Raw genomic sequence first — 24,501 nt, 5'->3', positions numbered from 1 at the left:
CTTGGCGTTGCCACACTCTAGCGCGTATTGCCGCAAGGTGTTCGACAATGCCGACCGATGGACGGGAGTCTTGCCTCGGCGTTACGCGGGCGTCAAGAGTTCTGTTGTCCCAAGCACGATCGTTACTGATCGCTGTGGGGCCTCGACCTCGAGGCGGGTACGCGACGTGGTCGCCCGGACACGCAAAAGGCCGGTGCGTCGGTGCCGTACCGGCCTTCTGACCTGGTCGTTTCCGCGGCGGCGTGCGGACGGCGCTCAGAACCGCCCGGCGCCCAGGTCCCGCGACACCGCGCGGGCGCAGTCCCGTACCGCCGCGATCAGCTCGTGCCGCAGCTCGCCGTCCCGGCACACCCGCTCCACGGCGCCGGTGATGCCGACCGCGCCGACCGGCATGCGCCGCCGGTCGTGGATGGGCGCGGCGATGGAGGCGACGCCCTGCCAGGTCTCCTCGACGTCGGCCGCATAGCCCCGCGCGCGCGTGAGGTCGAGGAGGCGCTCGAAGTCCTCCAGGTCGCACACGGTCCGGTCCGTGAACGCCTTGCGGTCGGCCTCGATGGCCTCGCTGTGCGCGACCGGGTCGTACGCCGACAGCACCTTGCCCAGGGCCGTGGAGTGCAGCGGCTGCATGGCCCCGATCTCCAGGACCTGCCGGCTGTCGTCGGGGCGGAAGACGTGGTGCACGATCAGCACGCCCTGCTGGTGCAGCACGCCCAGGTAGACGCTCTCGCCGCTGGAGCGGGCCAGGTCGTCCGTCCACACCAGGGCACGTGCCCGCAGTTCGTGGACGTCGAGATAGGTGGTGCCCAGGCGCAGCAGCTCCGCGCCCAGCTGGTAGCGCCCGGAGGCGTCGTCCTGTTCGACGAAGCCCTCCTGCTGGAGTGTGCGCAGTATGCCGTGGGCGGTGCCCTTGGCGAGGCCCAGTGACGAGGCGATGTCCGAGAGGCCGAGTCGCCGCTCGCCGCCCGCCAGCAACCGCAGCATCGCCGCCGCCCGTTCGAGCGACTGGATGTTCCGTGCCATCGCCGTCCTGCCTCCGTCCCCTTAGACCGTCGACGGGCGACCTCGCTGCCGTCGTTCGGCAATGCCGAACACTACCGGTCCATGCCGACTCCCCGCTAATGGTCGGTCGACACCTGTTACGTCACCCGTCTCCCCGAGGTGACCCGGCCGCCATCCTCGTCCGCGTCGTGGACGCCCTGACCATCAGCCCCCGGACCCGGCTACCCTGGCGGCGTGCGCCCTCCTCGGGAAGCTCCGCCAGGAATTCCGGGGGAAGGCGCAAAGCCGACAGCCGTCGCACTCCAGGGAGCCCCTACATGGCCTCGTTGCCGCTGACCCCTTCCGCCGACAGCCGGACCCGTGTGTCCGCCCTCCGCGAGGCGCTCGCCACCCGTGTGGTGGTCGCCGACGGAGCGATGGGCACGATGCTCCAGGCACAGGAGCCCACGCTCGAGGACTTCGAGAACCTCGAAGGCTGCAACGAGATCCTGAACCTCACCCGGCCCGACATCGTCCGTTCGGTCCACGACGCCTACTTCGCGGCGGACGTCGACTGCGTGGAGACCAACACCTTCGGCGCCAACCACTCCGCCATGGCGGAGTACGAGATCTCCGACCGGGTGTACGAGCTGTCCGAGGCGGGCGCCCGCATCGCCCGCGAGGTCGCCGACGAGTACGCCGCCCGGGACGGCCGGCAGCGCTGGGTGCTGGGCTCGATCGGCCCCGGCACCAAGCTGCCCACCCTCGGCCACATCGGCTACACCACGATCCGCGACGGCTACCAGGCCAACGCCGAGGGCCTGCTTGCCGGCGGCGCCGACGCGCTGATCGTGGAGACCACGCAGGACCTGCTGCAGACGAAGGCCTCCATCCTGGGTGCCCGGCGCGCCATGGAGGCCACCGGCGTCGAGGTGCCCCTGCTGTGCTCGATGGCGTTCGAGACGACCGGCACCATGCTGCTCGGTTCCGAGATCGGCGCCGCGCTGACCGCGCTGGAGCCGCTCGGCATCGACATGATCGGCCTGAACTGCTCCACCGGCCCTGCCGAGATGAGCGAGCACCTGCGCTACCTCACCCGCCACTCCCGTATCCCGCTGCTGTGCATGCCGAACGCGGGCCTGCCGATCCTCACCAAGGACGGCGCCCACTTCCCGCTCGGCCCCGAGGGCCTGGCGGACGCGCAGGAGAACTTCGTCCGCGACTACGGCCTGTCCCTGGTCGGCGGCTGCTGCGGCACCACGCCCGAGCACCTGCGCCAGGTGGTGGAGCGGGTGCGCGGCCTGACCCCGCCCGAGCGCGATCCGCGCCCCGAGCCGGGCGCGGCCTCCCTCTACCAGACCGTCCCCTTCCGGCAGGACACCTCCTACCTGGCGATCGGCGAGCGCACCAATGCCAACGGCTCGAAGAAGTTCCGCGAGGCCATGCTGGAGGGCCGCTGGGACGACTGCGTGGAGATGGCGCGCGAGCAGATCCGCGAGGGCGCGCACATGCTCGACCTCTGCGTGGACTACGTCGGGCGGGACGGCGTCGCCGACATGGCGGAACTCGCCGGCCGCTTCGCCACGGCCTCCACGCTGCCGATCGTGCTGGACTCCACCGAGGTCGACGTCCTGCGGGCCGGCCTGGAGAAGCTCGGCGGCCGGGCAGTGATCAACTCGGTGAACTACGAGGACGGCGACGGTCCCGAGTCGCGGTTCGCGAAGGTCACCGCGCTGGCCAAGGAGCACGGCGCCGCCTTGATCGCGCTGACCATCGACGAGGAGGGCCAGGCCCGCACCGCCGAGAAGAAGGTGGAGATCGCCGAACGGCTGATCGCCGACCTGACCGGCAACTGGGGCATCCACGAGGAGGACATCCTCGTCGACTGCCTGACCTTCACCATCTGCACCGGCCAGGAGGAGTCCCGCAAGGACGGCATCGCCACCATCGAGGCGATCCGCGAGCTGAAGAAGCGCCACCCGAAGGTGCAGACCACGCTCGGCCTGTCCAACATCTCCTTCGGCCTGAACCCGGCCGCCCGTATCCTGCTCAACTCCGTCTTCCTGGACGAGTGCGTGAAGGCGGGCCTGGACTCGGCGATCGTGCACGCCAGCAAGATCCTGCCGATCGCCCGCTTCGACGAGGAGCAGGTCACCACGGCCCTGGACCTGATCTACGACCGCCGCTCCGAGGGCTACGACCCGCTGCAGAAGCTGATGGCGCTGTTCGAGGGCGCCACCGCCAAGTCCCTCAGGGCGGGCAAGGCCGAGGAGCTGGCCGCGCTGCCGCTGGAGGAGCGCCTGAAGCGGCGGATCATCGACGGCGAGCGCAACGGCCTGGAAGCCGACCTCGACGAGGCCCTGGAGACCCGCAAGGCCCTCGACATCGTCAACGACACCCTGCTGGACGGCATGAAGGTGGTCGGCGAGCTGTTCGGCTCCGGCCAGATGCAGCTGCCGTTCGTGCTCCAGTCCGCCGAGGTCATGAAGGCCGCCGTGGCCTACCTCGAGCCGCACATGGAGAAGACCGACGATGCGGGCAGGGGCACCATCGTCCTGGCCACCGTGCGCGGCGACGTGCACGACATCGGCAAGAACCTCGTCGACATCATCCTGTCCAACAACGGCTACAACGTCGTCAACCTCGGCATCAAGCAGCCGGTCTCCGCGATCCTGGAGGCGGCCGAGGAGCACAAGGCCGACGTGATCGGCATGTCCGGGCTCCTGGTCAAGTCCACGGTGATCATGAAGGAGAACCTGGAGGAGCTCAACGCCCGCGGCCTGGCGGCGACCTACCCGGTCATCCTGGGCGGCGCGGCCCTGACGCGGGCGTACGTCGAGCAGGACCTGCACGAGCTGTACGAGGGCGAAGTCCGCTACGCCCGGGACGCGTTCGAGGGCCTGCGGCTGATGGACGCCCTGATCGGGGTCAAGCGGGGCGTGCCCGGCGCGAAGCTGCCCGAGCTGAGGCAGCGCCGGGTCAGGGCGGCCACCGTCGCGATCGAGGAGCACCCGGAGGAGGGCCACGTCCGCTCCGACGTCGCCACCGACAACCCGGTGCCCACCCCGCCGTTCTGGGGCACCCGCGTGATCAAGGGGATCCCGCTCAAGGAGTACGCGAGCTGGCTGGACGAGGGCGCCCTGTTCAAGGGCCAGTGGGGGCTGAAGCAGGCCCGCACCGGCGACGGGCCGACGTACGAGGAGCTCGTGGAGACCGAGGGCCGCCCGCGGCTGCGCGGCCTGCTGGACCGGCTCCAGACCGAGAACCTGCTCGAGGCGGCCGTGGTCTACGGCTACTTCCCCTGCGTGTCCAAGGACGACGACCTGATCATCCTGGACGAGCAGGGCAACGAGCGCACCCGCTTCACCTTCCCCCGTCAGCGCCGCGGCCGCCGGCTGTGCCTGGCCGACTTCTTCCGGCCGGAGGAGACGGGGGAGACGGACGTGGTCGGCCTCCAGGTGGTCACCGTCGGCTCGAGGATCGGCGAGGAGACCGCGCGGCTGTTCGCGGCCGACTCCTACCGCGACTACCTCGAACTGCACGGCCTGTCCGTGCAGCTGGCCGAGGCCCTTGCCGAGTACTGGCATGCGCGCGTGCGCGCCGAGCTCGGCTTCGCCGGTGAGGACCCGAGCGACATCGAGGACATGTTCGCGCTGAAGTACCGGGGCGCCCGCTTCTCCCTCGGCTACGGCGCCTGCCCCGACCTGGAGGACCGGGCCAAGATCGCCGAGCTGCTCCAGCCGGAGCGTATCGGCGTCCGCCTCTCCGAGGAGTTCCAGCTGCACCCCGAGCAGTCCACCGACGCGATCGTGATCCACCACCCGGAGGCGAAGTACTTCAACGCACGCTGAGGCGCCCCCCGGCCCGGCCGGACAGGTAGGGACGGGGTTTTTGGGTGCGAGCCGGTCAAACGAGGCGTTTCCTTCGCGCACGTCGTACACTGGTTGATCCACTGCAGGCCGGTTCCCCGCGCGGGAACCGGCCTGGTCGTCCCTCAAGGAGGTACGCCCGGATGACCAGTACGGTCCCCGCACTCGGAACCCGTACGGCCGAAGGCTCAGCCCTTCAGGCCGTGCTCCTGGACATGGACGGAACCCTGGTGGACACCGAGGGCTTCTGGTGGGACGTCGAAGTGGAGGTCTTCGCCGCCCTCGGACACACCCTCGACGAGTCCTGGAGACATGTCGTGGTCGGCGGGCCGATGACCCGCAGCGCCGGCTTCCTGATCGAGGCCACCGGCGCGGACATCACCCTCGCCGAGCTCAGTGTGCTGCTCAACCAGGGCTTCGAGGACCGCATCGGGCAGGCCCTTCCGCTGATGCCGGGCGCCTCCCGGCTGCTGGGCGAACTGTCCGCGCACGAGATCCCCACCGCCCTGGTCTCCGCCTCCCACCGGCGCATCATCGACCGCGTGCTGACAGCGCTCGGCCCCGAGCATTTCGCCCTGACGGTCGCCGGCGACGAGGTGGCGCGCACCAAGCCGCACCCCGACCCGTACCTGCTGGCCGCCACGGGCCTTGGCGTGGATCCGGCCAGATGCGCGGTCGTCGAGGACACCGCCACCGGGGTCGCCGCGGCGGAGGCCGCCGGCTGCCACGTGGTCGCCGTGCCCTCGGTCGCGCCGATCACCCCGGCCCCCCGGCGCACCGTCGTGAGCTCGCTCGAAGAGGTCGACCTGGCATTTCTGCGCGGACTGATGACGGAAATGCGCTAGCCCTTCACCCAGCGTGCAAAAGTCCTTCGGGAAAATCCAGGCAACCGCTGTCCGAAAGAATTCGAACCCCGCCGGATGGCTGAATTCCGGTACCCACGCACCGAGTTGACGGTGTGACGTTCCCCACTTCATGAGGGGTCGACAAGGGGCCCGAGGTGTGCTGTTCACCCCCTTTCGGACGCCGCCGACGCGCCCTTGTGTCCCGATTGGTGGAACGCTGTACTAATCCTTCTGCTGGCGGGTTTTCGGTCCGTCCACACCCGATTCCGCTGCGTGATGGGAACTCAACTCCGGTGGCCGCGAACCCTCCTGCAGGCGCGGACTAATCTCGTCGCGAGAACATCGCCCTTACCCCCGTGATCGGCCGCAACACCCCTGCATGCCGGGTACACGGACTTGACAGCTCTGGAGAAACTCGAGCATGAACCGCAAGACTTTGGTGCTACCGGCCGTGGCCGGTCTGCTCGCGCCGCTACTCGCCGCCTGCGGCGGATCCGGCAGCGGCAGCAAGAGCGGCGACGCCATCGTCGTCGGCACCACGGACCGGTTCACCGCCTCGAAGGACGCCCCCGCGCCCCTCGACCCCGCGTACGCCTACGACGTTGGCACCTGGAACATCCTGCGCCAGACCGTGCAGACCCTGATGATCCAGCCCAAGGGCGACGGCGAGCCCGTGCCCGAGGCCGCCGAGAAGTGCGGCTTCACCGACAGTGGCAACGAACGCTACGCCTGCACCCTGCGCCAGGGCCTGAAGTTCGCCAGCGGCGACCCCATCACCGCCGCCGACGTGAAGTACTCCATCGACCGCGCCCGGGCCATCAAGGCCGACAGCGGCGTGTTCGCCCTGCTGTCCACCATCGACACCGTCGAGACCCAGGGCGACCGCGAGGTCATCTTCCACCTCAAGACCGCCGACGCCACCTTCCCGTTCAAGCTGTCGACCCCGGTCGCGGGCATCGTCAACCCCAAGGACTACGAGAAGAACAAGCTGCGCGACGGCTTCCAGGTGGACGGCTCCGGCCCGTACACCATGAAGGCCGACGTCAAGAACGACGAGCTCGTCGACGCCGTCTTCACCAAGAACCCCAACTACAAGGGGACGTTGAAGCTCAACAACGACAAGGTGGAGATCCGCTCCTTCGCGGACGCCGACGCCATGGGGGCCGCCCTCGACAAGGGCGACATCGACCTGATGACCCGCACCATGTCGCCGGAGCAGATCCGCAAGCTCTCCAACGCCTCGGGCGGCAACGTCGACATCGTCGAGATGCCCGGCCTGGAAATCCGCTACCTGGCCTTCAACACCAACGCCCCGACCGTGAAGACCAAGGCCGTGCGCCAGGCCATGGCCCAGATCGTCAACCGCAGCGAACTCGTCTCCCAGGTCTACGGCTCCCAGGCCGAGCCGCTGTACTCGCTGGTCCCGGCCACCATCACCGGCCACTCCAACTCGTTCTTCAACAAGTACGGCGACCCCAGCGTGACCAAGGCCAGGTCCCTGCTGGCCAAGGCCAACATCACCACCCCGGTGAAGCTGACGCTGCACTACACGACCGACCACTACGGCTCGGCCACCAAGAAGGAGTTCGAGATCCTTCAGAAGCAGCTCAACGCCAGCGGCCTGTTCGACGTCAGCATCGCGGGCGAGCCCTGGTCGGCCTTCCGCCCGGCCCAGCAGAAGGGCAGCTACGAGGTCTACGGCATGGGCTGGTTCCCGGACTTCCCGGACGCCGACAACTACCTCGCGCCGTTCCTCGACAAGGACAACTTCCTCGGCTCGCCGTACGCCAACAGCGAGATCCGGGGCACCCTGATCCCGCAGTCGCGCCGCGAGGCCGACCGGCTCTCCGCCTCCTCGAGCCTGACAAGCATCCAGGACATCGTCGCCACCGACGTGCCCGTGCTGCCGCTGTGGCAGGGCAAGCAGTACGTCGCCGCGCGGGACGACATCACGGGCGCCGCGTACGCCCTCAACTCCTCCGCGACCCTTCAGCTGTGGGAGCTCGGCCGTGGTGTGAGCGGCTGACGCGTCTCCCGGGCCCTGTCGTCACAGTGCCCAGCCCGGGGTTCGGGACGGCGGTCCCCGGGTTTACGAGAACCGAAGACAAGGCACATGCAGTGAACATGCGCAACCAGTGGCCAGTCCTGCCGATCGTGGCGGGGCTGGCCTCCGGCCTGTTGACCGGATGCGGATCGCAGAGCGGCGGATCCGGGAGCGACGGCTCCCACGTGGTCGTGGGAATGTCCGACGACGTCCTGGCCACGGACCCGGCCTCCGGCTACGACCCCGGCTCCTGGCTGTTGTTCAACAACGTCTTCCAGTCGCTGCTCAGCTTCCCCAAGGGCGGTACGGAACCGCAGCCGGAGGCGGCCGAGGCGTGCTCCTTCACCGACACGCAGACCAAGGTCTACCAGTGCACGCTGAAGGACGGCCTGAAGTTCAGCAACGGTGACCCGCTCACCGCCGAGGACGTCAAGTTCTCGTTCGACCGCATGCTGAAGATCAACGACGCGGCCGGTCCGGCGATCATGTTCCCCATGCTCGACACGGTCGAGACGCCGAACGACAAGACCGTCGTCTTCAAGCTCAAGGTCCCCGACGCCACCTTCCCCAGCAAGATCGCCTCCGGTGCCGGCTCCATCGTCGACCACCGGCAGTACGACGCGAACGGGCTGCGCAAGGACGGCCAGGCGGTCGGCTCCGGCCCCTACAAGCTGGACTCCTTCGGCAAGGAGAAGGCCGTCTTCTCGGTCAACGAGAACTACAAGGGCACCGCCGAGGTGAAGAACTCCGGCGTCACGCTGAAGTTCTTCCACGGCGACCAGACCGCCCTGAAGCAGGCCCTGCTCGACGACAAGGTCGACATCGCCTACCGCGGCCTGGCCGCCGGCGACATCGCCGACATCGACCAGCAGGACGACAGCAAGGGCGTCCACGTCATCGAGGGCAGCAGCGCCGAGGTCCAGCACCTGGTCTTCAACATGGACGACCCGGTAGCCGGAAAGCTCGGCGTGCGCAAGGCCATCGCCTACCTGCTCGACCGCGACGCCCTCATCAAGGAGGTCTACCAGGACACGGCCACCCCGCTGTACTCGATCATTCCGGCCGGCATCGCCGGCCACAACACGGCCTTCTTCGACACCTACGGCGCCCGACCCTCCAAGGCCAAGGCCGTTGCCGCGCTGCGCGCCGACGGCATCACCGGCAAGGTGAAGCTGACCCTCTGGTCGACCCCGTCCCGCTACGGCCCGGCCACCGACCAGGAGCTGAGGGCCATCGCCGCGCAGCTCAACGCCAGCGGGCTGTTCGAGGCCGACGTGCAGTCCGTGCCCTTCGACCAGTACGAGAAGGACATCGCCGAGGGCAAGTACGGCGTCTACGTGAAGGGCTGGGTGCCGGACTACCCGGACGCCGACAACTTCACGGCCCCCTTCTTCGGCAAGGGCAACGTGCTGAGCAACAACTACACGAACAGCATCATCACCGGCTCCCTCATCCCGCGCACCGCCGCCCAGAGCAACCGCGCCGCCACCGACAAGGAGTTCGGACAGCTCCAGGACATCGTGGCCGAGCAGCTGCCCGTCCTGCCGGTCTGGCAGGCCAAGCAGTACGCGGTCGTGCGCGACGGCGTCTACGGCCTGGAGTACTGCCTCGACGCCTCCACCGTTTTCCGTTTCTGGCAGCTCAGCAAGGGCTGACCCGCGGTCACACAGCAAGGGCGCCCTCTTCCCGGGCTTTGCGGGAGGGGGCGCCCTTGTCGTACGGACTGCTCCTACTGCGCGCCCGGGCGCACCAGGCCGCTCTCGTACGCGTACACCGCGGCCTGCACCCGGTCGCGCAGGCCCAGCTTGGTCAGCACGTGCCCGACGTGGGTCTTGACGGTGGTCTCGCTGACGAACAGGTCGGCGGCGATCTCGGCGTTCGACAGCCCGCGCGCCACCAGCTTCAGCACCTCCACCTCGCGCTCGGTGAGGGTGTGCAGCGTGTCCGGCACCGGCTCGTCACCGGAGGGCAGGTGCGTGGCGTATTTGTCCAGCAGCCGGCGCGTGATGCTCGGCGCCAGCATCGCCTCGCCGGCCGCGACGACCCGGATCGCCTGCACCAGTTCGTTGGCGGGCGCGTCCTTCAGCAGGAAGCCGCTCGCACCGGCGCGCAGCGCCTCCACCACGTACTCGTCGAGGTCGAAGGTGGTCAGCACCAGCACCTTCGCCGGGCCGTCCCGCCCCGGCCCGGTGATCTGCCGGGTCGCCTCCACGCCGTCCATCCGCGGCATGCGGATGTCCATCAGCACCACATCGGGCTGCAGGGCACGCACCTGGTCCAGGGCCTGCAGGCCGTCTCCGGCCTCGCCCACGACCGCGATGTCCTGCTCAGCCTCCAGGATCATCCGGAAGCCGGTACGCAGCAGCGGCTGGTCGTCGACCAGTAGGACGCGGATGGCCACGTAAGTCTCCTTCGCTAGTCCGGCCCCATTCTGCCGTGCTCGCCGCTGCCGGAGGCGGCCGCCCTCACGGGCAGCGGGTAGGGCGGGGGAGTGCCGCCGAACTCCGGGCAGTGGGCCTGGTGGTCGCACCAGCCGCACAGCTTCGTGGGGCGCGGCCGCCAGTCGCCGGTCTCCGTGGCCAGCCGGATCGCGTCCCACAGTGCCAGCAGCTTGCGCTCGACCCGCTCCAGGTCGGCGAGGACCGGGTCGTACGTCAGCACGTCACCACTGCCGAGATAGACCAGCTGGAGCCGCCGCGGAACGATCTTCTTCAGCCGCCAGACGACCAGGGCGTAGAACTTCATCTGGAACAGCGCGCCCTCGGCGTACTCGGGCCGCGGCGCCTTGCCCGTCTTGTAGTCCACGATCCGCACCTCGCCGGTGGGCGCCACGTCCACCCGGTCGATGATCCCGCGCAGCCTCAGCCCGGAGTCCAGCTCCGCCTCGACGAACAGCTCGCGCTCGGCCGGCTCCAGGCAAGTCGGGTCCTCGAGGGTGAACCAGCGCTCGACCAGCTGCTCCGCCTCCGCCAACCAGCGCGCCAGGCGCTCGCCGTCCGGATCGTCGGCGAACAACTCCACGAGCTCCGGCCTGGCCTCCCGCAGCCGGTCCCACTGGCCGGGGATCAGCGCCTTGGCCCGGGGCGCGGTCCGCTCGGCGGCCGGGGCGTCGAAGAGCCGCTCGAGCACGGCGTGCACCAACGTGCCCCTCGTCGCCGCCTCGCTCGGCTTCTCGGGCAGCCGGTCGATCACCCGGAACCGGTACAGCAGCGGGCACTGCATGAAGTCACCCGCACGGGAGGGGGAGAGGGATGCGGGCGGTATGACGACGGCCGTCGGCGCGTCCGCGCCCGTGGTCACCGCCTCAGATGTCCCGGCCGGCGGCCCGGCCGGTACGACACCGCTGCTGCAGGCCTCTGCTTCGCCCTCGGTCCTGGTCTCCATGCCACAGACCTTACGGCCCGCCACTGACAGTGACCCATCCGCGGTGAGGATGCGTGCTACGGCGGGGAAAACACAGGGGGTGCCGGGGCGAAACCGTTCACTACGGCCGCATACCATCGACCTGAGACCTTCCGGGCCGTCAGGCGCGGGAGACGCGCTTCGAACGAGGGGACACCGTGGACGTGAGCGGCGGGAGCGGGCAGCCGCGGTCCGGAAACGACGAGTCGGCCGAGCGCCGCACGGGCCCTGCGGCCCCGGCCACCGACTCCCCACGTCCCGACGCCGACCCGGCCGCGCGCCGCCCCGACCCCGCCGACGGCGCGGCCCCGGGCGCACGCGCGGAGGGCCCGGATGCCGACGCCGACGACGCCGCGAGCCCGGGTCGGCACGGGGACCCTGCTGCCGGAACGGAGAAGGAGGCACGCTCCGGTGGGGCCGCAGCCCGCGGCAACGGTGGTGACGCCCCGGCGGCGGACCCTGATCCGGCCGGCCGCGACGCCGAGCATCCGGCCACGCCCCGCGGGTCCGACAGCGGCCACGGCGCCCGCCCGGCCCCGGCCGCCGCGTCCGACGGTCGAGGCGACCGCCCGACCGACGAACCCCCGCAAGGCAGCGGCAACGGCGAGGGCGTGGTTCCGGCCGACCGCGACGCCCGTGCCGACGAGGCCGTGGTTCCGGCCGACCGCGACGCCCGCGCCGGCGAGGACGTGGTCCCGGCCGACCGCGACGCCCGCGCCGGCGAGGACGTGGTCCCGGCCGACCGGGACGGAGCCCGTGCCGGCGAGGCCGTGGTTCCGGCCGACCGCGACGCCCGTGCCGGCGAGGACGTGGTCCCGGCCGACCGGGACGGAGCCCCCGCCGACGAAGCCCACGTTTCCGCCGACAGCGCCCACAACGACCGCGACCGGTCCGACGCCGACCGCGACCGGTCCCACCTCGACCGTGACCGGTCCCACGCTGACCGTGACCGGTCCGACGCCGACCGTGACCGGTCCCACTTTGACCGTGACCGGTCCGACGCCGACCGTGACCGGTCCCACTTTGACCGTGACCGGCCCGACGCCGACCGTGACCGGTCCCACGCTGACCGCGACCAGCCCCACGCCGACCGCGACCGCGCCCTCGGCGATCACGACAGCCACCCCGACCGCGCCCACGCCCACTCCGGCTCACGCCGGGGACGTCCGCCCCGGCGCCCCCGGGAGGCCGGGGGCGGGCTGCTGATGGGGCGGCCCTTCGGGGTGCCGGTGTACGTGGCGCCCAGCTGGTTCCTCGTGGCGGCGCTGATCACCTGGGTGTTCGGCGGCCAGCTCGACCGCGTGCTGCCCGAGCTGGGTGCCGCCCGCTACCTCGTGTCCCTGTTCTTCGCGGTCGCCTTCTACGCCTCCGTGCTCGTGCACGAGCTCGCCCACACGGTCGCCGCCCTCCGCTTCAAGCTCCCGGTGCGCCGCATCCAGCTGCAGTTCTTCGGCGGCGTCTCCGAGATCGAGAAGGAGGCCGAGACCCCCGGCAGGGAGTTCGTGCTGGCCTTCGTCGGGCCCCTGCTGTCGCTGGTCCTGGCGGGCGTCTTCTACCTCGCCCTGCAGCCCGTCGAACGCGGCACCGTCCCCGGCGTCCTGCTGGCCGGCCTGATGATCTCCAACCTCATCGTGGCGGCCTTCAACCTGCTGCCCGGCCTGCCCCTCGACGGCGGCCGCATGCTCCGCGCCATCGTCTGGAAGATCACCGGCCGGCCGATGAGCGGCACCGTCGCCGCCGCCTGGGTCGGCCGGGCCCTCGCGATCTCCGTCCTGATCGGGCTGCCCCTGCTCACCCAGTCCGGCACGCTCGGCTCCACCGCCGAGGACAGCGTCGGCATGGACACCGTCACCGACGCCCTGCTCGCCGCCATCCTCGCCGCGATCATCTGGACCGGCGCGGGCAACAGCCTGCGCATGGCCCGACTGCGTGAACACCTCCCGGGGCTGCGCGCCCGCACCCTGACCCGACGCGCGGTCCCGGTCGAGACCAACACCCCCCTCTCCGAGGCCCTGCGCCGCGCCAACGCCGCCGGCGCCCGCGCACTGGTCGTCGTCGACGGCCACGGCGAGCCCCTTGCACTCGTCCGTGAGTCCGCCATCGTCGGCGTACCCGAGCACCGCCGCCCCTGGGTCTACGCCAGTGAACTCGCCCAGGAGCTCACCGACGGCATGCGCGTCTCCGCCGAGCTCGCGGGCGAGGACCTCCTGGACGTCCTGCGCGCGACCCCGGCGACCGAGTATCTGGTGGTGGAGGAGACCGGCGAGATCTACGGCGTGCTGTCCGCCGCGGACGTGGAGCGCGCCTTCGTGAAGGCCATGGCCCGGCCGTCGGCGTCGTCCTAGTAGGGCCCGGCTCACGGGGTGGTCGGCGGCCCGGCTCACGGGTGGCCGGCGGACCGGCTCACGGGCGGCCGGCGGTCCGGTTCACACGTGGTCGGCGGCCCTCCGGAGGACCGGTAGGCTGGTCACATGTCCGAACCGACCGGTGCCGCCCGCCGTCGCGGGCCCTTCAAGGTCGGGGACCAGGTACAGCTGACCGACCCCAAGGGCCGCCACTACACGTTCACGCTCGAGGCCGGGAAGAACTTCCACACCCACAAGGGTTCCTTCCCGCACGACGAACTGATCGGCGCTCCCGAGGGCAGCGTTGTCCGCACCACCGGGAACGTCGCCTACCTCGCGCTGCGCCCCCTGCTCCCCGACTACGTCCTGTCCATGCCCCGCGGGGCAGCCGTCGTGTACCCCAAGGACGCGGGGCAGATCCTCGCCTTCGCCGACATCTTCCCCGGCGCCCGCGTCGTGGAGGCCGGTGTCGGCTCCGGCTCGCTCAGCAGTTTCCTGCTGCGCGCCATCGGCGACCAGGGCATGCTGCACAGCTACGAGCGCCGCGCGGACTTCGCCGAGATCGCGCAGGCGAACGTCGAGCGCTACTTCGGTGGCCCGCACCCCGCCTGGCAGCTCACCGTCGGCGACCTCCAGGACAACCTGTCCGACACCGACGTCGACCGCGTCATCCTCGACATGCTCGCCCCCTGGGAGTGCCTGGAGGCCGTCTCCAAGGCGCTCGTGCCCGGCGGCATCCTGTGCTGCTACGTCGCGACCACCACCCAGCTCGCCCGGACCGTGGAGTCCATCCGCGAGATCGGCTGCTTCAACGAGCCGACCGCCTGGGAGACGATGATCCGCAACTGGCACATCGAGGGCTTGGCCGTCCGCCCCGACCACCGCATGATCGGCCACACCGGCTTCCTGCTCACCGCCCGCCGTCTCGCGGACGGCGTCGAGCCGCCCATGCGCCGCCGCCGGCCCGCCAAGGGCGCCTACGGCGAGGACTACGAGGGCCCCAACGCCGACGGAGGCGCCGGCCGCTGAGGCGGCCCCCTGCCGCCGCCAACGTACGGGCGTCGTGGCGGAGTTCCCGAGGACGACCGGGAACTCCGCCACGACGCCCTTGTGTTGACACCGCACCAACGCCGCAGCACAAAGCCGGAACGAGTACCCACCCCGCCGTTCCCCCGCACTGTGACGTGTGGCACGATGCTGGCCACCCCCACCGGCACAGCCCTCACAGGAGACACTCCTAGTGCAGCACTCCGCCGTTCCGGAACTGGCCCACACGCACGCCCGCCCCATCCACTGGCTCGCCACCGCCACCGCTGTCGCCGGTGTGATGGCCCTCTCCTCGGTCCTCCAGCCCGGCTCCGCGACGGCCGCCCAGCCGGCGGGCACCCAGGCGAAGTCCGCCCCCGCTGCCGTCGCGCCCCCCACCACCACGGGCGTGAGGTTCCCGATCGAGTGCGGTCCGGTGAAGGCCGTGGTGGCGAAGAAGGCCACCGGGGACCTCGACCGTGACGGCAGGCCGGAGACCGTCGCCGTGGTGCACTGCGACGCGTCCGTGGGCACCCCGCCCGACGCCGTCTACGTCCTCACCCAGGCCGCGGACGCGCAGAAGCCCCGCGTGGTGGCCACCCTCGTCGACCCCAAGGACCGGCTCACGGTGACCGACTTCGCGGTGCGTGCCGGCGCGGTCACCGCCACCCTGCTCGGCTATTCCTCGTCCGACGTACCGAGTTGCTGCCCCGACCTGAAGGACAGCGCGAAGTGGCAGTGGAAGAACGGTGCGTTCGTCCGCTCCAACCCCTCCCAGGCCCGCAGCGCCTGACCGTGCGCCCCGCGCGGGTGTGAGAAAACAGACAGTAGTAACTCAGCGCGCCCGCACGGTCACTCGGCGTCCGGCCCGTACACCTCGACCTTGTCCAAAACCCGGCGCACGTGGATGCACTCGCCCGGGCACTCCTTCGCGGAGTCGACCACGTCCGTGAGAAGGGGCAGCGGCACGGGCGTTGCGGCGCCCTTGGCCTGCAGAAGCTCGTCGTCCGGGCCCTTCACGTAGGCCAGGCCGTCGATGTCCAGCTCGAACACCTCAGGCGCGTACTGGGCGCAGATGCCGTCGCCGGTACACAGGTCCTGGTCGATCCAGACCTCCAGTGCCTCGCCACCGTCTGAGGCCTGCTGGTGCACGGTCATCTCTCCTGCCGTTGGACGTCGAGCCGCACGGGAATCCCGCCAGCTCTGACGGGTGTTGAACATCTCGACCCTACCTCCGCCCGCTTCCCAATCATGTTGGGTGGGTATTCCCCTGGCGTAGGGAGAGCGCAAGGGTGAAGATCGGACACACCTCGACAGTCTTTGTGATCTAGGGGTTTCAATCGACACCCACCCAGGTAGGGTCTGGAAGCGTCCAGCTCCCCTTGGAGGAGGTGAGGACCGTGGCAGCCCACGACGACGACATTAACCGCGGCATCCGCCCGGGACGCGGGTCCGACGACCCGGCCGGGCAGATCGCCTACCTTGAGCAGGAGATCGCCGTCCTGCGACGCAAGCTCGCCGACTCTCCGCGACACACGAGGATTCTCGAAGAGCGGATCGTCGAGTTGCAGACCAACCTGGCCGGCGTGTCCGCGCAGAACGAACGGCTCGCGAACACGCTCCGCGAGGCCCGCGACCAGATCGTGGCCCTCAAGGAAGAGGTGGACCGGCTCGCCCAGCCGCCGGCCGGCTTCGGAGTCTTCCTGCAGGCGAACGAGGACGGCACGGCCGACATCTTCACCGGCGGCCGCAAGCTCCGGGTGAACGTCAGCCCCAGCGTCGAGCTCGACGAGCTGCGGCGCGGCCAGGAAGTGATGCTCAACGAAGCGCTCAACGTGGTCGAGGCCATGGAGTTCGAGCGCGTCGGCGACATCGTCACCCTCAAGGAGATCCTCGACGACGGCGAGCGCGCCCTGGTGCTCGGGCACACCGACGAGGAACGGGTGGTACGGCTCGCCGAGCCGCTGCTGGACGTGACCATCCGCCCTGGTGACGCGCTTCTGCTCGAGCCGAGGTCCGGCTACGTCTACGAGGTCGTGCCCAAGAGCGAGGTCGAGGAACTCGTCCTCGAAGAGGTCCCCGACATCGGCTACGAGCAGATCGGCGGCCTCGGCAGCCAGATCGAGGCCATCCGCGACGCGGTCGAGCTCCCGTACCTCTACCCGGACCTGTTCAAGGAGCACGAGCTGCGCCCGCCGAAGGGCGTCCTGCTCTACGGCCCTCCCGGATGCGGCAAGACGCTGATTGCCAAGGCCGTCGCCAACTCGCTCGCCAAGAAGGTCGCCGAGGTGACCGGCCAGGCCGCCGGCAAGAGCTTCTTCCTCAACATCAAGGGCCCCGAGCTCCTGAACAAGTACGTCGGTGAGACCGAGCGGCAGATCCGCCTCATCTTCCAGCGCGCACGCGAGAAGGCCAGCGAGGGCACCCCCGTGATCGTCTTCTTCGACGAGATGGAGTCCCTCTTCCGCACCCGTGGCTCCGGCGTCAGCTCGGACGTGGAGAACACCATCGTCCCGCAGCTCCTCGCCGAGATCGACGGTGTGGAGGGCCTGCAGAACGTGGTCGTGATCGGCGCCTCGAACCGCGAGGACATGATCGACCCCGCCATCCTGCGGCCCGGCCGCCTCGATGTGAAGATCAAGATCGAGCGTCCGGACGCCGAGGCGGCCAAGGACATCTTCGGAAAGTACCTCACCGAGCGTCTCCCGCTCCACGCGGACGACCTCGCGGAACACGGCGGCGACAAGGCGGCCACGGTCCAGGGCATGATCCAGACCGCGGTGGAGCACATGTACGCCGAGACCGAGGAGAACCGCTTCCTGGAGGTCACCTACGCCAACGGCGACAAGGAAGTCCTCTACTTCAAGGACTTCAACTCCGGCGCCATGATCGAGAACATCGTGGGCCGCGCCAAGAAGATGGCGATCAAGGACTTCCTCGAGAAGAACCAGAAGGGCCTCAGGGTCTCCCACCTCATCCAGGCATGCGTGGACGAGTTCAAGGAGAACGAGGACCTGCCCAACACCACCAACCCGGACGACTGGGCCCGGATCTCCGGAAAGAAGGGCGAGCGGATCGTCTACATCCGCACCCTCATCACCGGAAAGCAGGGCGCGGACGCCGGACGCTCCATCGACACGGTGGCGAACACCGGACAGTACCTGTAAAAGCAGGGCGGCTGCGGGTGCCCTCAGCGGGTACCCGCAGCCGACTGCTTTTCGGGCACGGCTGGAGCAGGCAATGACGCAAATGATCTCCCCACCAGCGCAAAGGCGTTCTAGGCTCTTTCGTACCGCCGGGTCGCGCAGTGCGGGGACGGGCACCGCACAGGCACCGGAGCACCTGCGGTACTTGAGCGGCGCCCACGACCGAGGGTGCCGCCGGGCAAGGAGGGCCGCATGACCGTACGGCGAGTAATGGGCATCGAGACGGAGTACGGGATCTCCGTCCCCGGCCACCCCAACGCCAATGCCATGCTCACCTCGTCCCAGATCGTCAACGCCTACGCGGCGGCGATGCACCGGGCCCGCCGGGCCCGCTGGGACTTCGAGGAGGAGAACCCGCTACGGGACGCGCGAGGCTTCGACCTCGCCCGCGAGGCTGCCGACGCCAGCCAGCTCACGGACGAGGACATCGGTCTGGCCAACGTGATCCTGACCAACGGTGCGCGACTGTACGTCGACCACGCCCATCCTGAGTACAGCGCGCCCGAGGTGACCAACCCCCGGGACGCGGTCCTCTGGGACAAGGCCGGCGAGCGGATCATGGCCGAGGCCGCGGAACGGGCCGCCCAGCTGCCCGGCGCCCAGCCCATCCACCTCTACAAGAACAACACCGACAACAAGGGCGCCTCCTACGGCACGCACGAGAACTACCTGATGAAGCGGGAAACCCCCTTCTCGGACATCGTGCGGCACCTCACGCCCTTCTTCGTCTCCCGCCAGGTCTTCGCCGGCGCCGGCCGCGTCGGCATCGGCCAGGACGGCCACGAACACGGCTTCCAGCTCAGCCAGCGCGCCGACTACTTCGAGGTCGAGGTGGGCCTCGAGACGACACTGAAACGCCCGATCATCAACACCCGCGACGAGCCGCACGCCGACGCCGAGAAGTACCGCCGCCTGCACGTGATCATCGGCGACGCGAACCTCTCGGAGATCTCGACGTACCTCAAGCTGGGCACGACCGCCCTGGTCCTGTCCATGATCGAGGACGGCTTCATCGCCGTCGACCTGGCCGTCGACCAGCCCGTACGCACCCTCCACCAGGTCTCCCACGACCCGAGCCTGAAGCGCCTGGTCACCCTCCGCAGCGGCCGCACACTCACCGCGGTCCAGCTGCAGATGGAGTACTACGAGCTGTCCCGCAAGTACGTCGAGGAGCGCTTCGGGGCCGACGCCGACGAGCAGACCAAGGACGTCCTGTCCCGCTGGGAGGACACCCTCAACCGCCTGGAGCGCGATCCCATGAGCCTGGCCGGCGAGCTGGACTGGGTCGCCAAGCGGGAGCTCATGGAGGGCTACCGGCGCCGCGACGGCCTGGACTGGGACGCCGCCCGGCTGCACCTGGTCGACCTCCAGTACGCCGACGTACGCCCCGAGAAGGGCCTGTACAACCGTCTGGTGGCCCGCGGACGCATGAAGCGCCTGCTGGACGAGTCCGAGGTCGAGCGGGCCCGTACGAAGCCACCGGAGGACACCCGCGCCTACTTCCGCGGACGCTGCCTCGAGCAGTACGCCGACGACGTCGCGGCGGCCTCCTGGGACTCGGTGATCTTCGACCTGCCGGGCCGGGACTCCCTGCAGCGCGTTCCAACCCTGGAACCGCTTCGCGGAACGCGTAATCACGTCAAGGAGCTCCTGGACCGCTGTCGTACTGCGGAGGACCTGGTCAGGGTCCTGTCCGGCGGCTGAGTGGGTACCCGGGGCGAGCAGGCCGGACAGGGTGGAAATCCCGGCGTCCGGGAATCATCGAGGTGGCCCTCGTACGTTGGAGAAACTGCAGGGCCGATGTCGGACCCGGCTTGTAGGGTCTGATCATCACCGATCGGCCGTAATGCCGACCATATCGGGCGAACTGAGCGGGGTGAGGGTTATGGCAACGAAGGACACCGGAGGCGGGCAGCAGAAGGCGACGCGCTCCACGGAGGAGGTCGAGGAGCAGGCGCAGGACGCGCAGGCTGCGGACGACCTCAAGGAGCGCCACGAGAAGCTGAGCGACGACGTGGACTCCGTGCTGGACGAGATCGACGACGTGCTCGAGGAGAACGCTGAGGATTTTGTGCGCTCCTTCGTGCAAAAGGGTGGAGAGTAAAGGCGTTCGGGCTGATTCGCCTTCGGAGCGAAGGTTACGGGGGATGGTGGAAGAGGTGCCCGGGAAGCGGTGCACAAGGTGCAAGAGGGACTTGCCCCTCGCTGCTCTCGCCCGGGACAGGAACCGGCGCGATGGTCTTCGGGGGCGGTGTCGGGAGTGCGTGGCGGAGTACAGTGCCGCGCACTACCGGCGCCGCCGGGAGACGAATGGCATCGCAACTGGCATCGCAACTGGCATTGCAACTGGCATCGCAACGCGACCGCATCCGATGGCCTCTCGACGCGCTGCAGGGCGTGCCGGATGATCCAGGGGCGGCAAGATCATCTGGAGCGCCCGTACGGCCTCACCGAGGCCGAGCGCAACGACCTGATCGCCTCCCAGGGAGGCGTCTGCTGTATATGTCTGTCGGCTCCTCCCGAGCATGTGGATCACTGCCATGAGACGGGTAGGGTCCGTGGCGTATTGTGCTTCAGCTGCAATGCCGCACTGGGGCAGTTCAAGGATCGGCCCGATGTCATAAGGCGGGCTGCTGCTTACGTGGAAGGAATCGCGTGGAAGCCAACACTCGTAGCACCGGGCGTCTACCAGCTGCCTTCCTGACGCCTGGGTCCTCCTCCTTCATGGACTTCCTTGCCGAGCACCAGCCGGAGCTGCTCCCGGGCAACCGGCAGTTGCCGCCGGTGCAGGGTGTGGTCGAGGCACCGCACGGCACGACCATCGTGGCCGCGACGTTCCCGGGGGGCGTCGTGCTGGCCGGTGACCGCCGGGCCACCATGGGCAACATCATCGCGCAGCGCGACATCGAGAAGGTCTTCCCGGCGGACGAGTACTCCGCGGTCGGGATCGCCGGTACCGCCGGTCTGGCTGTCGAGATGGTCAAGCTGTTCCAGCTGGAGCTGGAGCACTTCGAGAAGGTGGAGGGCGCTCAGCTCTCCCTGGAGGGCAAGGCGAACCGCCTGTCCACCATGATCCGTTCCAACCTCGGCATGGCCATGCAGGGCCTGGCCGTGGTGCCCCTCTTCGCGGGCTACGACCTGGACCGCGGCAAGGGCCGCATCTTCTCCTACGACGTGACGGGCGGCCGTTCCGAGGAGCAAGGCTACGCCGCCACCGGCTCCGGCTCGATTTTCGCGCGCGGCGCCATGAAGAAGCTTTTCCGTGACGACCTGACCGAGGCCGAGGCCACGACGCTGGTGGTCCAGGCCCTGTACGACGCGGCAGACGACGACTCGGCGACCGGCGGTCCCGATGTCGCTCGCCGGATCTATCCGATCGTCACCGTGATCACCGAGGACGGCTTCCGCCGGCTCACCGAGGAGGAGTCCTCCGAGGTCGCCCGCGCGGTGCTGGAGCGGCGCCTGGTGCAGCCCGACGGCCCGCGGGCTGCGTTGCTGTAGTCGGCGACCGTTCTTACGAAGGTGATCCAGTGACTTCTACAGAAAGGGACGGATAACCGGTGTCGACGCCGTTCTATGTCTCACCCCAGCAGGCCATGGCCGACCGGGCGGAGTACGCCCGCAAGGGCATCGCCCGTGGTCGCAGCCTGGTCGTGCTGCAGTACGCCGACGGCATCGTGTTCGTCGGCGAGAATCCGTCCCGCGCGCTGCACAAGTTCAGCGAGATCTATGACCGGATCGGGTTCGCGGCCGCCGGCAAGTACAACGAGTACGAGAACCTGCGGATCGGCGGCGTGCGCTACGCCGACCTGCGCGGCTACACCTACGACCGTGACGACGTCACCGCCCGGGGCCTGGCCAACGTCTACGCCCAGACGCTGGGCACGATCTTCTCCAGCGCGGCCGAGAAGCCGTACGAGGTGGAGCTCGTCGTGGCCGAGGTCGGTGAGACGCCCGAGGGTGACCAGATCTACCGGCTGCCGCACGACGGGTCGATCGTGGACGAGCACGGCTCGGTCGCGGTCGGCGGCAACGCCGAGCAGATCAGCAGCTACCTCGACCAGCGCCACCGCGACGGCATGACGCTGGCCGAGGCGCTCAAGCTGGCCGTCCAGGCCCTGTCCCGCGACACCAACGGCAGCGAGCGCGAGATCCCCGCCGAGCGCCTGGAGGTCGCGGTGCTGGACCGCACGCGCCCCCAGAAGCGCAAGTTCAGGCGCATCGTCGGCCCTCAGCTCTCCCGGCTGCTGGAGGGCGGCGGCGCGGAGGTCTCCAAGGAGCCCACGGACTCCGACGAGGAGTAACCCCAGCCTCCGACGAGGAGTAACCCCACGTCACCCGCCTCTTGTGTGCCCCGGCCGATGTCACGACCGGGGCACCGGGCTTTCAGAAGGCCCTCGGCGGCGCCGTGGACGCCCGTACCACCAGTTCCACCGGAATGTCGCCGCCTTCGGGCGCACGGCCCTCCAGCACCGCCAGCAGGGCGTGCATGCCCCGTTCCCCGAAGAGCTCGGCGTCCAGGCGTACGGTCGTCAGCTCGGGGTCGATGGCCGTGGCGAGGGCGAGGTCGTCGAGGCCGGTGACGGAGATGTCGTCCGGCACCTTCAGGCCCAGGCGGCGCAGTGCCTTGTAGGCGCCGGCCGCGAGCTTGTCGTCGTCGCAGACCAGGGCGGTGGGGCGCGGACCGGGGGCGCTCAGGGCGGCCTCCGCGGCGGCGCGGGCGCCCTCGATGGAGATCGGGGCGCGGGCGGTGCGGACCGACGTGCCCGGCACCTCGCCCACGCGGGCCGCCAGCTCCCGCGCGCGCACCTCGAAGGTCCAGGACGCCACGTCCGCGGCGAGGTGCAGGAAGCGCCGGTGGCCGAGGCCCAGCAGATGGTCGGCGACCTGGCGTACGCCGTCGGCGATGTCGAGGTTGACCGTCGCGGCGCCCAGGTTGCCTTCCGGGTCGCTGTCCAGCATGACCAGGGGCAGCTGGTCGCCGCGGATCGCGGTCAGGGCGTCGGCGGCCATCGAGGAGGCGATCACGCCGTCCAGGGCGGCCTGGGCCGACGCGAAGGGGTTCCTGGCCGGGCCGATGCCCTCGGGGGAGGGGTAGAGGACCACGCCGAAGCCGTGCTCGGCGGCGACCCGGGCGGCGCCCGTGTAGACGCCGGCGAAGAACTCCGTCGTCAGGGCGGGGACGACGAGCAGCACGGTGCGCGTGCGGCCGAGGCGCAGGTTGCGGGCGGCGAGGTTGGGCCGGTAGCCGAGGTCCTGCGCGGCCCGGCGCACCCGCGCGGCGGTCGCCTCCGAGACCCGGCCGCGCCACTTGTCGCCGAGGACGAGCGAGACCGCGGCCTGGGAGACCCCGGCGGCCTGGGCGACGTCACGGCTCGTCGGGCGCGTGCTACCTCGTGCCACCGTGGGCCTGCTCCTTCGTCTGGACTCGCGAACAGCGCACATGGTACGTATGAGAAGGGACGTTATACGTAAAACTGAGGCTCGCAAAGCGTCTCGGGCGCCGACGGAAGGCAGGGCGATGGCCACGGGATACCTGGAGATCCTCAGGGCGAGGCACGCCGCCCGGCTGCTGGTCGGCACGCTCGTGGGGCGCCTGCCCAACGCGACCGCCGCGATCGCGATCGTCCTCTTCGTCCGCGCGGAGGGCGGCACGTACAGCCTCGCCGGGGCGCTGGCGGCCGTGTACGGCGTCGCCAACGCGGTGGGGCAGCCCGTCCTGGGGCGCCTGGTGGACCTGCACGGACAGCCCCGCGTCCAGCTGCCGGCCGCGCTCGCGTCGGCCCTGGCGATGACCCTCTTCGCCCTGACCGGCACCGAGCCGCCCGTGCTCGCCTACGCGGCCGTCGCGGCGGCCGGGCTCTTCACCCCGCCCCTGGAGGGCGGTCTGCGGGCCCTGTGGCCCACTGTCCTGCGCAGGGAGGACCAGGTGCACACGGCGTACGCCATGGACGCCGTCGCGCAGGAAGTCATGTTCACCGTCGGACCGTTGCTCGTGACCCTGTGCGTATCGCTGTGGTCGGCGCAGGCCGCGCTGGTCGTGCTGAACGTCATCGGGATTCTGGGCGCCCTGTCCGTGGTCGTCTCGGCGCCCTCGCGCGCGTGGCGCTCGGCGCCCCGGGAGGCCCACTGGCTGGGCGCGCTGCGCTCGCCCGGACTGCTCGCCCTGCTCGGCGCGTTCCTCTTCGTCGGCATCGCGCTCGGCTCCATCACGGTCGCCGCCGTCCCGTACGCCGACGGCCACGGCGGCGACGCGGTGTACGGTTGGCTGATGGCCGCCCTGGGCCTGGGGGCTCTCGTCGGCGGCACCGTCTACGGGGCGCGGCGGTGGACCGGCGTGCCCGAGCGGCGACTGCGTGTGCTCGTCGCCCTTCTGGCGGTGTGTTATCTGCCGCTGACGCTGATGCCGGGCGCGGTCGCCATGGTGCTGCTGACCGTGCTCTCCGGGGTCTTCCTCGCGCCCTGCATCGCCTGCGCGTTCATCATCGTCGACCGGCACGCGCCGAGCGGGACGGTCACCGAGGCGTTCTCCTGGCTTGTGACGATGTTCACCGTGGGCGCGTCCGTCGGAACGGGAGTCGCAGGCCCGGTCGTCCAGGCGGGCGGTGCCTTGTGGGGCTTCGCCGTGCCGGGCGCCGCGGGGGCCATGTCGCTGCTGGTGCTGCTGGCCACCGGACGGGTCCTCGCAGCTCCCGCCGGGCGGGCGGTGGTTGCGGCTTCATCGGAAAATGATCCAAATCGTGCCGTCGCACCTCGTTTCAGTTCGGGGGATCGGGCGTAATGTTC

General features: G+C 70.0%; 19 protein-coding genes. 14 read left to right on the top strand and 5 right to left on the bottom strand.

All coding sequences use genetic code 11. The features are described 5' to 3' along the window. Positions 1-255: 255 nt before the first annotated feature. Entirely contained in the window at positions 256-1,020 is a 765-nt protein-coding gene (locus tag ABZV31_RS13285; protein WP_355892198.1) for an IclR family transcriptional regulator, read from the bottom strand. A 296-nt stretch (positions 1,021-1,316) separates the two neighbouring features. Here ABZV31_RS13285 and metH point away from each other — a divergent pair, with 296 nt between their 5' ends. From metH to ABZV31_RS13265, 4 genes are all read left to right on the top strand, one after another. Then, positions 1,317-4,829, top strand: a complete 3,513-nt coding sequence (gene metH, locus ABZV31_RS13280) for a methionine synthase (RefSeq protein WP_355892196.1) — start codon at positions 1,317-1,319, stop codon at positions 4,827-4,829. Positions 4,830-4,990: 161 nt separating this feature from the next. Continuing rightward, positions 4,991-5,692, top strand: coding sequence for an HAD family phosphatase (locus tag ABZV31_RS13275; protein ID WP_355892194.1), 702 nt, complete (start codon positions 4,991-4,993; stop codon positions 5,690-5,692). 421 nt (positions 5,693-6,113) lie between these two features. Then, positions 6,114-7,718 carry an ABC transporter substrate-binding protein gene (locus ABZV31_RS13270; RefSeq protein ID WP_355892192.1) on the top strand — a complete coding sequence of 535 codons (1,605 nt, stop codon included), beginning with the start codon at positions 6,114-6,116 and terminating at the stop codon, positions 7,716-7,718. A 92-nt stretch (positions 7,719-7,810) separates the two neighbouring features. Further along, positions 7,811-9,391 carry an ABC transporter substrate-binding protein gene (locus ABZV31_RS13265; RefSeq protein WP_355892189.1) on the top strand — a complete coding sequence of 527 codons (1,581 nt, stop codon included), beginning with the start codon at positions 7,811-7,813 and terminating at the stop codon, positions 9,389-9,391. 74 nt (positions 9,392-9,465) lie between these two features. Here ABZV31_RS13265 and ABZV31_RS13260 read toward each other — a convergent pair whose 3' ends face one another. Beyond that, on the bottom strand, positions 9,466-10,137 hold the full coding sequence (locus ABZV31_RS13260) for a response regulator transcription factor (protein ID WP_030179609.1): 672 nt from the start codon (positions 10,135-10,137) through the stop codon (positions 9,466-9,468). A 14-nt stretch (positions 10,138-10,151) separates the two neighbouring features. Further along, entirely contained in the window at positions 10,152-11,120 is a 969-nt protein-coding gene (locus ABZV31_RS13255) for a RecB family exonuclease (protein ID WP_355892186.1), read from the bottom strand. A gap of 176 nt (positions 11,121-11,296) precedes the next feature. Between ABZV31_RS13255 and ABZV31_RS13250 the strand changes: the two genes are divergently transcribed. The 3 genes from ABZV31_RS13250 to ABZV31_RS13240 all read left to right on the top strand — a co-directional run bounded on the left by ABZV31_RS13250 (position 11,297) and on the right by ABZV31_RS13240 (position 15,302). Beyond that, complete coding sequence (locus ABZV31_RS13250) at positions 11,297-13,483, top strand: site-2 protease family protein (protein ID WP_355892183.1); 2,187 nt, start codon at positions 11,297-11,299, stop codon at positions 13,481-13,483. Between the two features lie 126 nt (positions 13,484-13,609). Further along, on the top strand, positions 13,610-14,512 hold the full coding sequence (locus ABZV31_RS13245) for a tRNA (adenine-N1)-methyltransferase (protein WP_276109401.1): 903 nt from the start codon (positions 13,610-13,612) through the stop codon (positions 14,510-14,512). A gap of 211 nt (positions 14,513-14,723) precedes the next feature. Then, the gene (locus ABZV31_RS13240; protein WP_355892181.1) at positions 14,724-15,302 is read left to right on the top strand and encodes a hypothetical protein; all 579 of its coding nucleotides are present in this window, start codon (positions 14,724-14,726) and stop codon (positions 15,300-15,302) included. A gap of 59 nt (positions 15,303-15,361) precedes the next feature. Here the strand turns inward: ABZV31_RS13240 and ABZV31_RS13235 are convergent, their stop codons facing one another. After that, on the bottom strand, positions 15,362-15,667 hold the full coding sequence (locus ABZV31_RS13235) for a ferredoxin (RefSeq protein ID WP_355892178.1): 306 nt from the start codon (positions 15,665-15,667) through the stop codon (positions 15,362-15,364). 242 nt (positions 15,668-15,909) lie between these two features. On the opposite strand from ABZV31_RS13235, the gene arc reads away from it, so the two are divergent. From arc to prcA, 6 genes are all read left to right on the top strand, one after another. Beyond that, positions 15,910-17,676: a proteasome ATPase gene (arc, locus tag ABZV31_RS13230; RefSeq protein ID WP_355892176.1), complete on the top strand. Its 1,767-nt coding sequence runs from the start codon at positions 15,910-15,912 to the stop codon at positions 17,674-17,676. Between the two features lie 231 nt (positions 17,677-17,907). Next, complete coding sequence (gene dop / locus ABZV31_RS13225; protein WP_355892173.1) at positions 17,908-19,419, top strand: depupylase/deamidase Dop; 1,512 nt, start codon at positions 17,908-17,910, stop codon at positions 19,417-19,419. Positions 19,420-19,600: 181 nt separating this feature from the next. Next, positions 19,601-19,819 carry a ubiquitin-like protein Pup gene (locus ABZV31_RS13220; protein ID WP_355892170.1) on the top strand — a complete coding sequence of 73 codons (219 nt, stop codon included), beginning with the start codon at positions 19,601-19,603 and terminating at the stop codon, positions 19,817-19,819. A 300-nt stretch (positions 19,820-20,119) separates the two neighbouring features. After that, entirely contained in the window at positions 20,120-20,419 is a 300-nt protein-coding gene (locus ABZV31_RS13215; protein ID WP_355892167.1) for an endonuclease VII domain-containing protein, read from the top strand. Further along, entirely contained in the window at positions 20,371-21,216 is an 846-nt protein-coding gene (gene prcB, locus ABZV31_RS13210; RefSeq protein ID WP_355892164.1) for a proteasome subunit beta, read from the top strand. The genes ABZV31_RS13215 and prcB overlap by 49 nt, the downstream gene beginning before the upstream one ends. A gap of 59 nt (positions 21,217-21,275) precedes the next feature. Further along, positions 21,276-22,019 (top strand): proteasome subunit alpha, encoded by a 744-nt coding sequence (prcA, locus tag ABZV31_RS13205; protein ID WP_355892161.1) that lies wholly within the window; start codon positions 21,276-21,278, stop codon positions 22,017-22,019. An 82-nt stretch (positions 22,020-22,101) separates the two neighbouring features. Here the strand turns inward: prcA and ABZV31_RS13200 are convergent, their stop codons facing one another. Then, positions 22,102-23,118 (bottom strand): LacI family DNA-binding transcriptional regulator, encoded by a 1,017-nt coding sequence (locus ABZV31_RS13200; RefSeq protein ID WP_355892158.1) that lies wholly within the window; start codon positions 23,116-23,118, stop codon positions 22,102-22,104. A gap of 118 nt (positions 23,119-23,236) precedes the next feature. On the opposite strand from ABZV31_RS13200, the gene ABZV31_RS13195 reads away from it, so the two are divergent. Further along, positions 23,237-24,496 (top strand): MFS transporter, encoded by a 1,260-nt coding sequence (locus tag ABZV31_RS13195; RefSeq protein ID WP_355892156.1) that lies wholly within the window; start codon positions 23,237-23,239, stop codon positions 24,494-24,496. Positions 24,497-24,501 lie beyond the last annotated feature (5 nt).

Source organism: Streptomyces sp. NPDC005202 (genome assembly GCF_040608235.1).
Classification (GTDB): Bacteria; Actinomycetota; Actinomycetes; order Streptomycetales; family Streptomycetaceae; genus Streptomyces.
This window is presented reverse-complemented; position numbering and strand designations above follow the sequence as displayed.

Excerpts from the sequence above, each read along its gene's own strand:
- ABZV31_RS13195 (WP_355892156.1), top strand. The coding sequence starts at position 23,237 with ATGGCCACGGGATACCTGGAGATCCTCAGGGCGAGGCACGCCGCCCGG.
- dop (WP_355892173.1), top strand. The coding sequence starts at position 17,908 with ATGACCGTACGGCGAGTAATGGGCATCGAGACGGAGTACGGGATCTCC.
- ABZV31_RS13270 (WP_355892192.1), top strand. The coding sequence starts at position 6,114 with ATGAACCGCAAGACTTTGGTGCTACCGGCCGTGGCCGGTCTGCTCGCG.
- ABZV31_RS13245 (WP_276109401.1), top strand. The coding sequence starts at position 13,610 with ATGTCCGAACCGACCGGTGCCGCCCGCCGTCGCGGGCCCTTCAAGGTC.
- ABZV31_RS13235 (WP_355892178.1), bottom strand. The coding sequence starts at position 15,667 with ATGACCGTGCACCAGCAGGCCTCAGACGGTGGCGAGGCACTGGAGGTC.
- ABZV31_RS13220 (WP_355892170.1), top strand. The coding sequence starts at position 19,601 with ATGGCAACGAAGGACACCGGAGGCGGGCAGCAGAAGGCGACGCGCTCC.
- ABZV31_RS13285 (WP_355892198.1), bottom strand. The coding sequence starts at position 1,020 with ATGGCACGGAACATCCAGTCGCTCGAACGGGCGGCGGCGATGCTGCGG.
- ABZV31_RS13255 (WP_355892186.1), bottom strand. The coding sequence starts at position 11,120 with ATGGAGACCAGGACCGAGGGCGAAGCAGAGGCCTGCAGCAGCGGTGTC.
- metH (WP_355892196.1), top strand. The coding sequence starts at position 1,317 with ATGGCCTCGTTGCCGCTGACCCCTTCCGCCGACAGCCGGACCCGTGTG.
- ABZV31_RS13215 (WP_355892167.1), top strand. The coding sequence starts at position 20,120 with ATGATCCAGGGGCGGCAAGATCATCTGGAGCGCCCGTACGGCCTCACC.
- ABZV31_RS13275 (WP_355892194.1), top strand. The coding sequence starts at position 4,991 with ATGACCAGTACGGTCCCCGCACTCGGAACCCGTACGGCCGAAGGCTCA.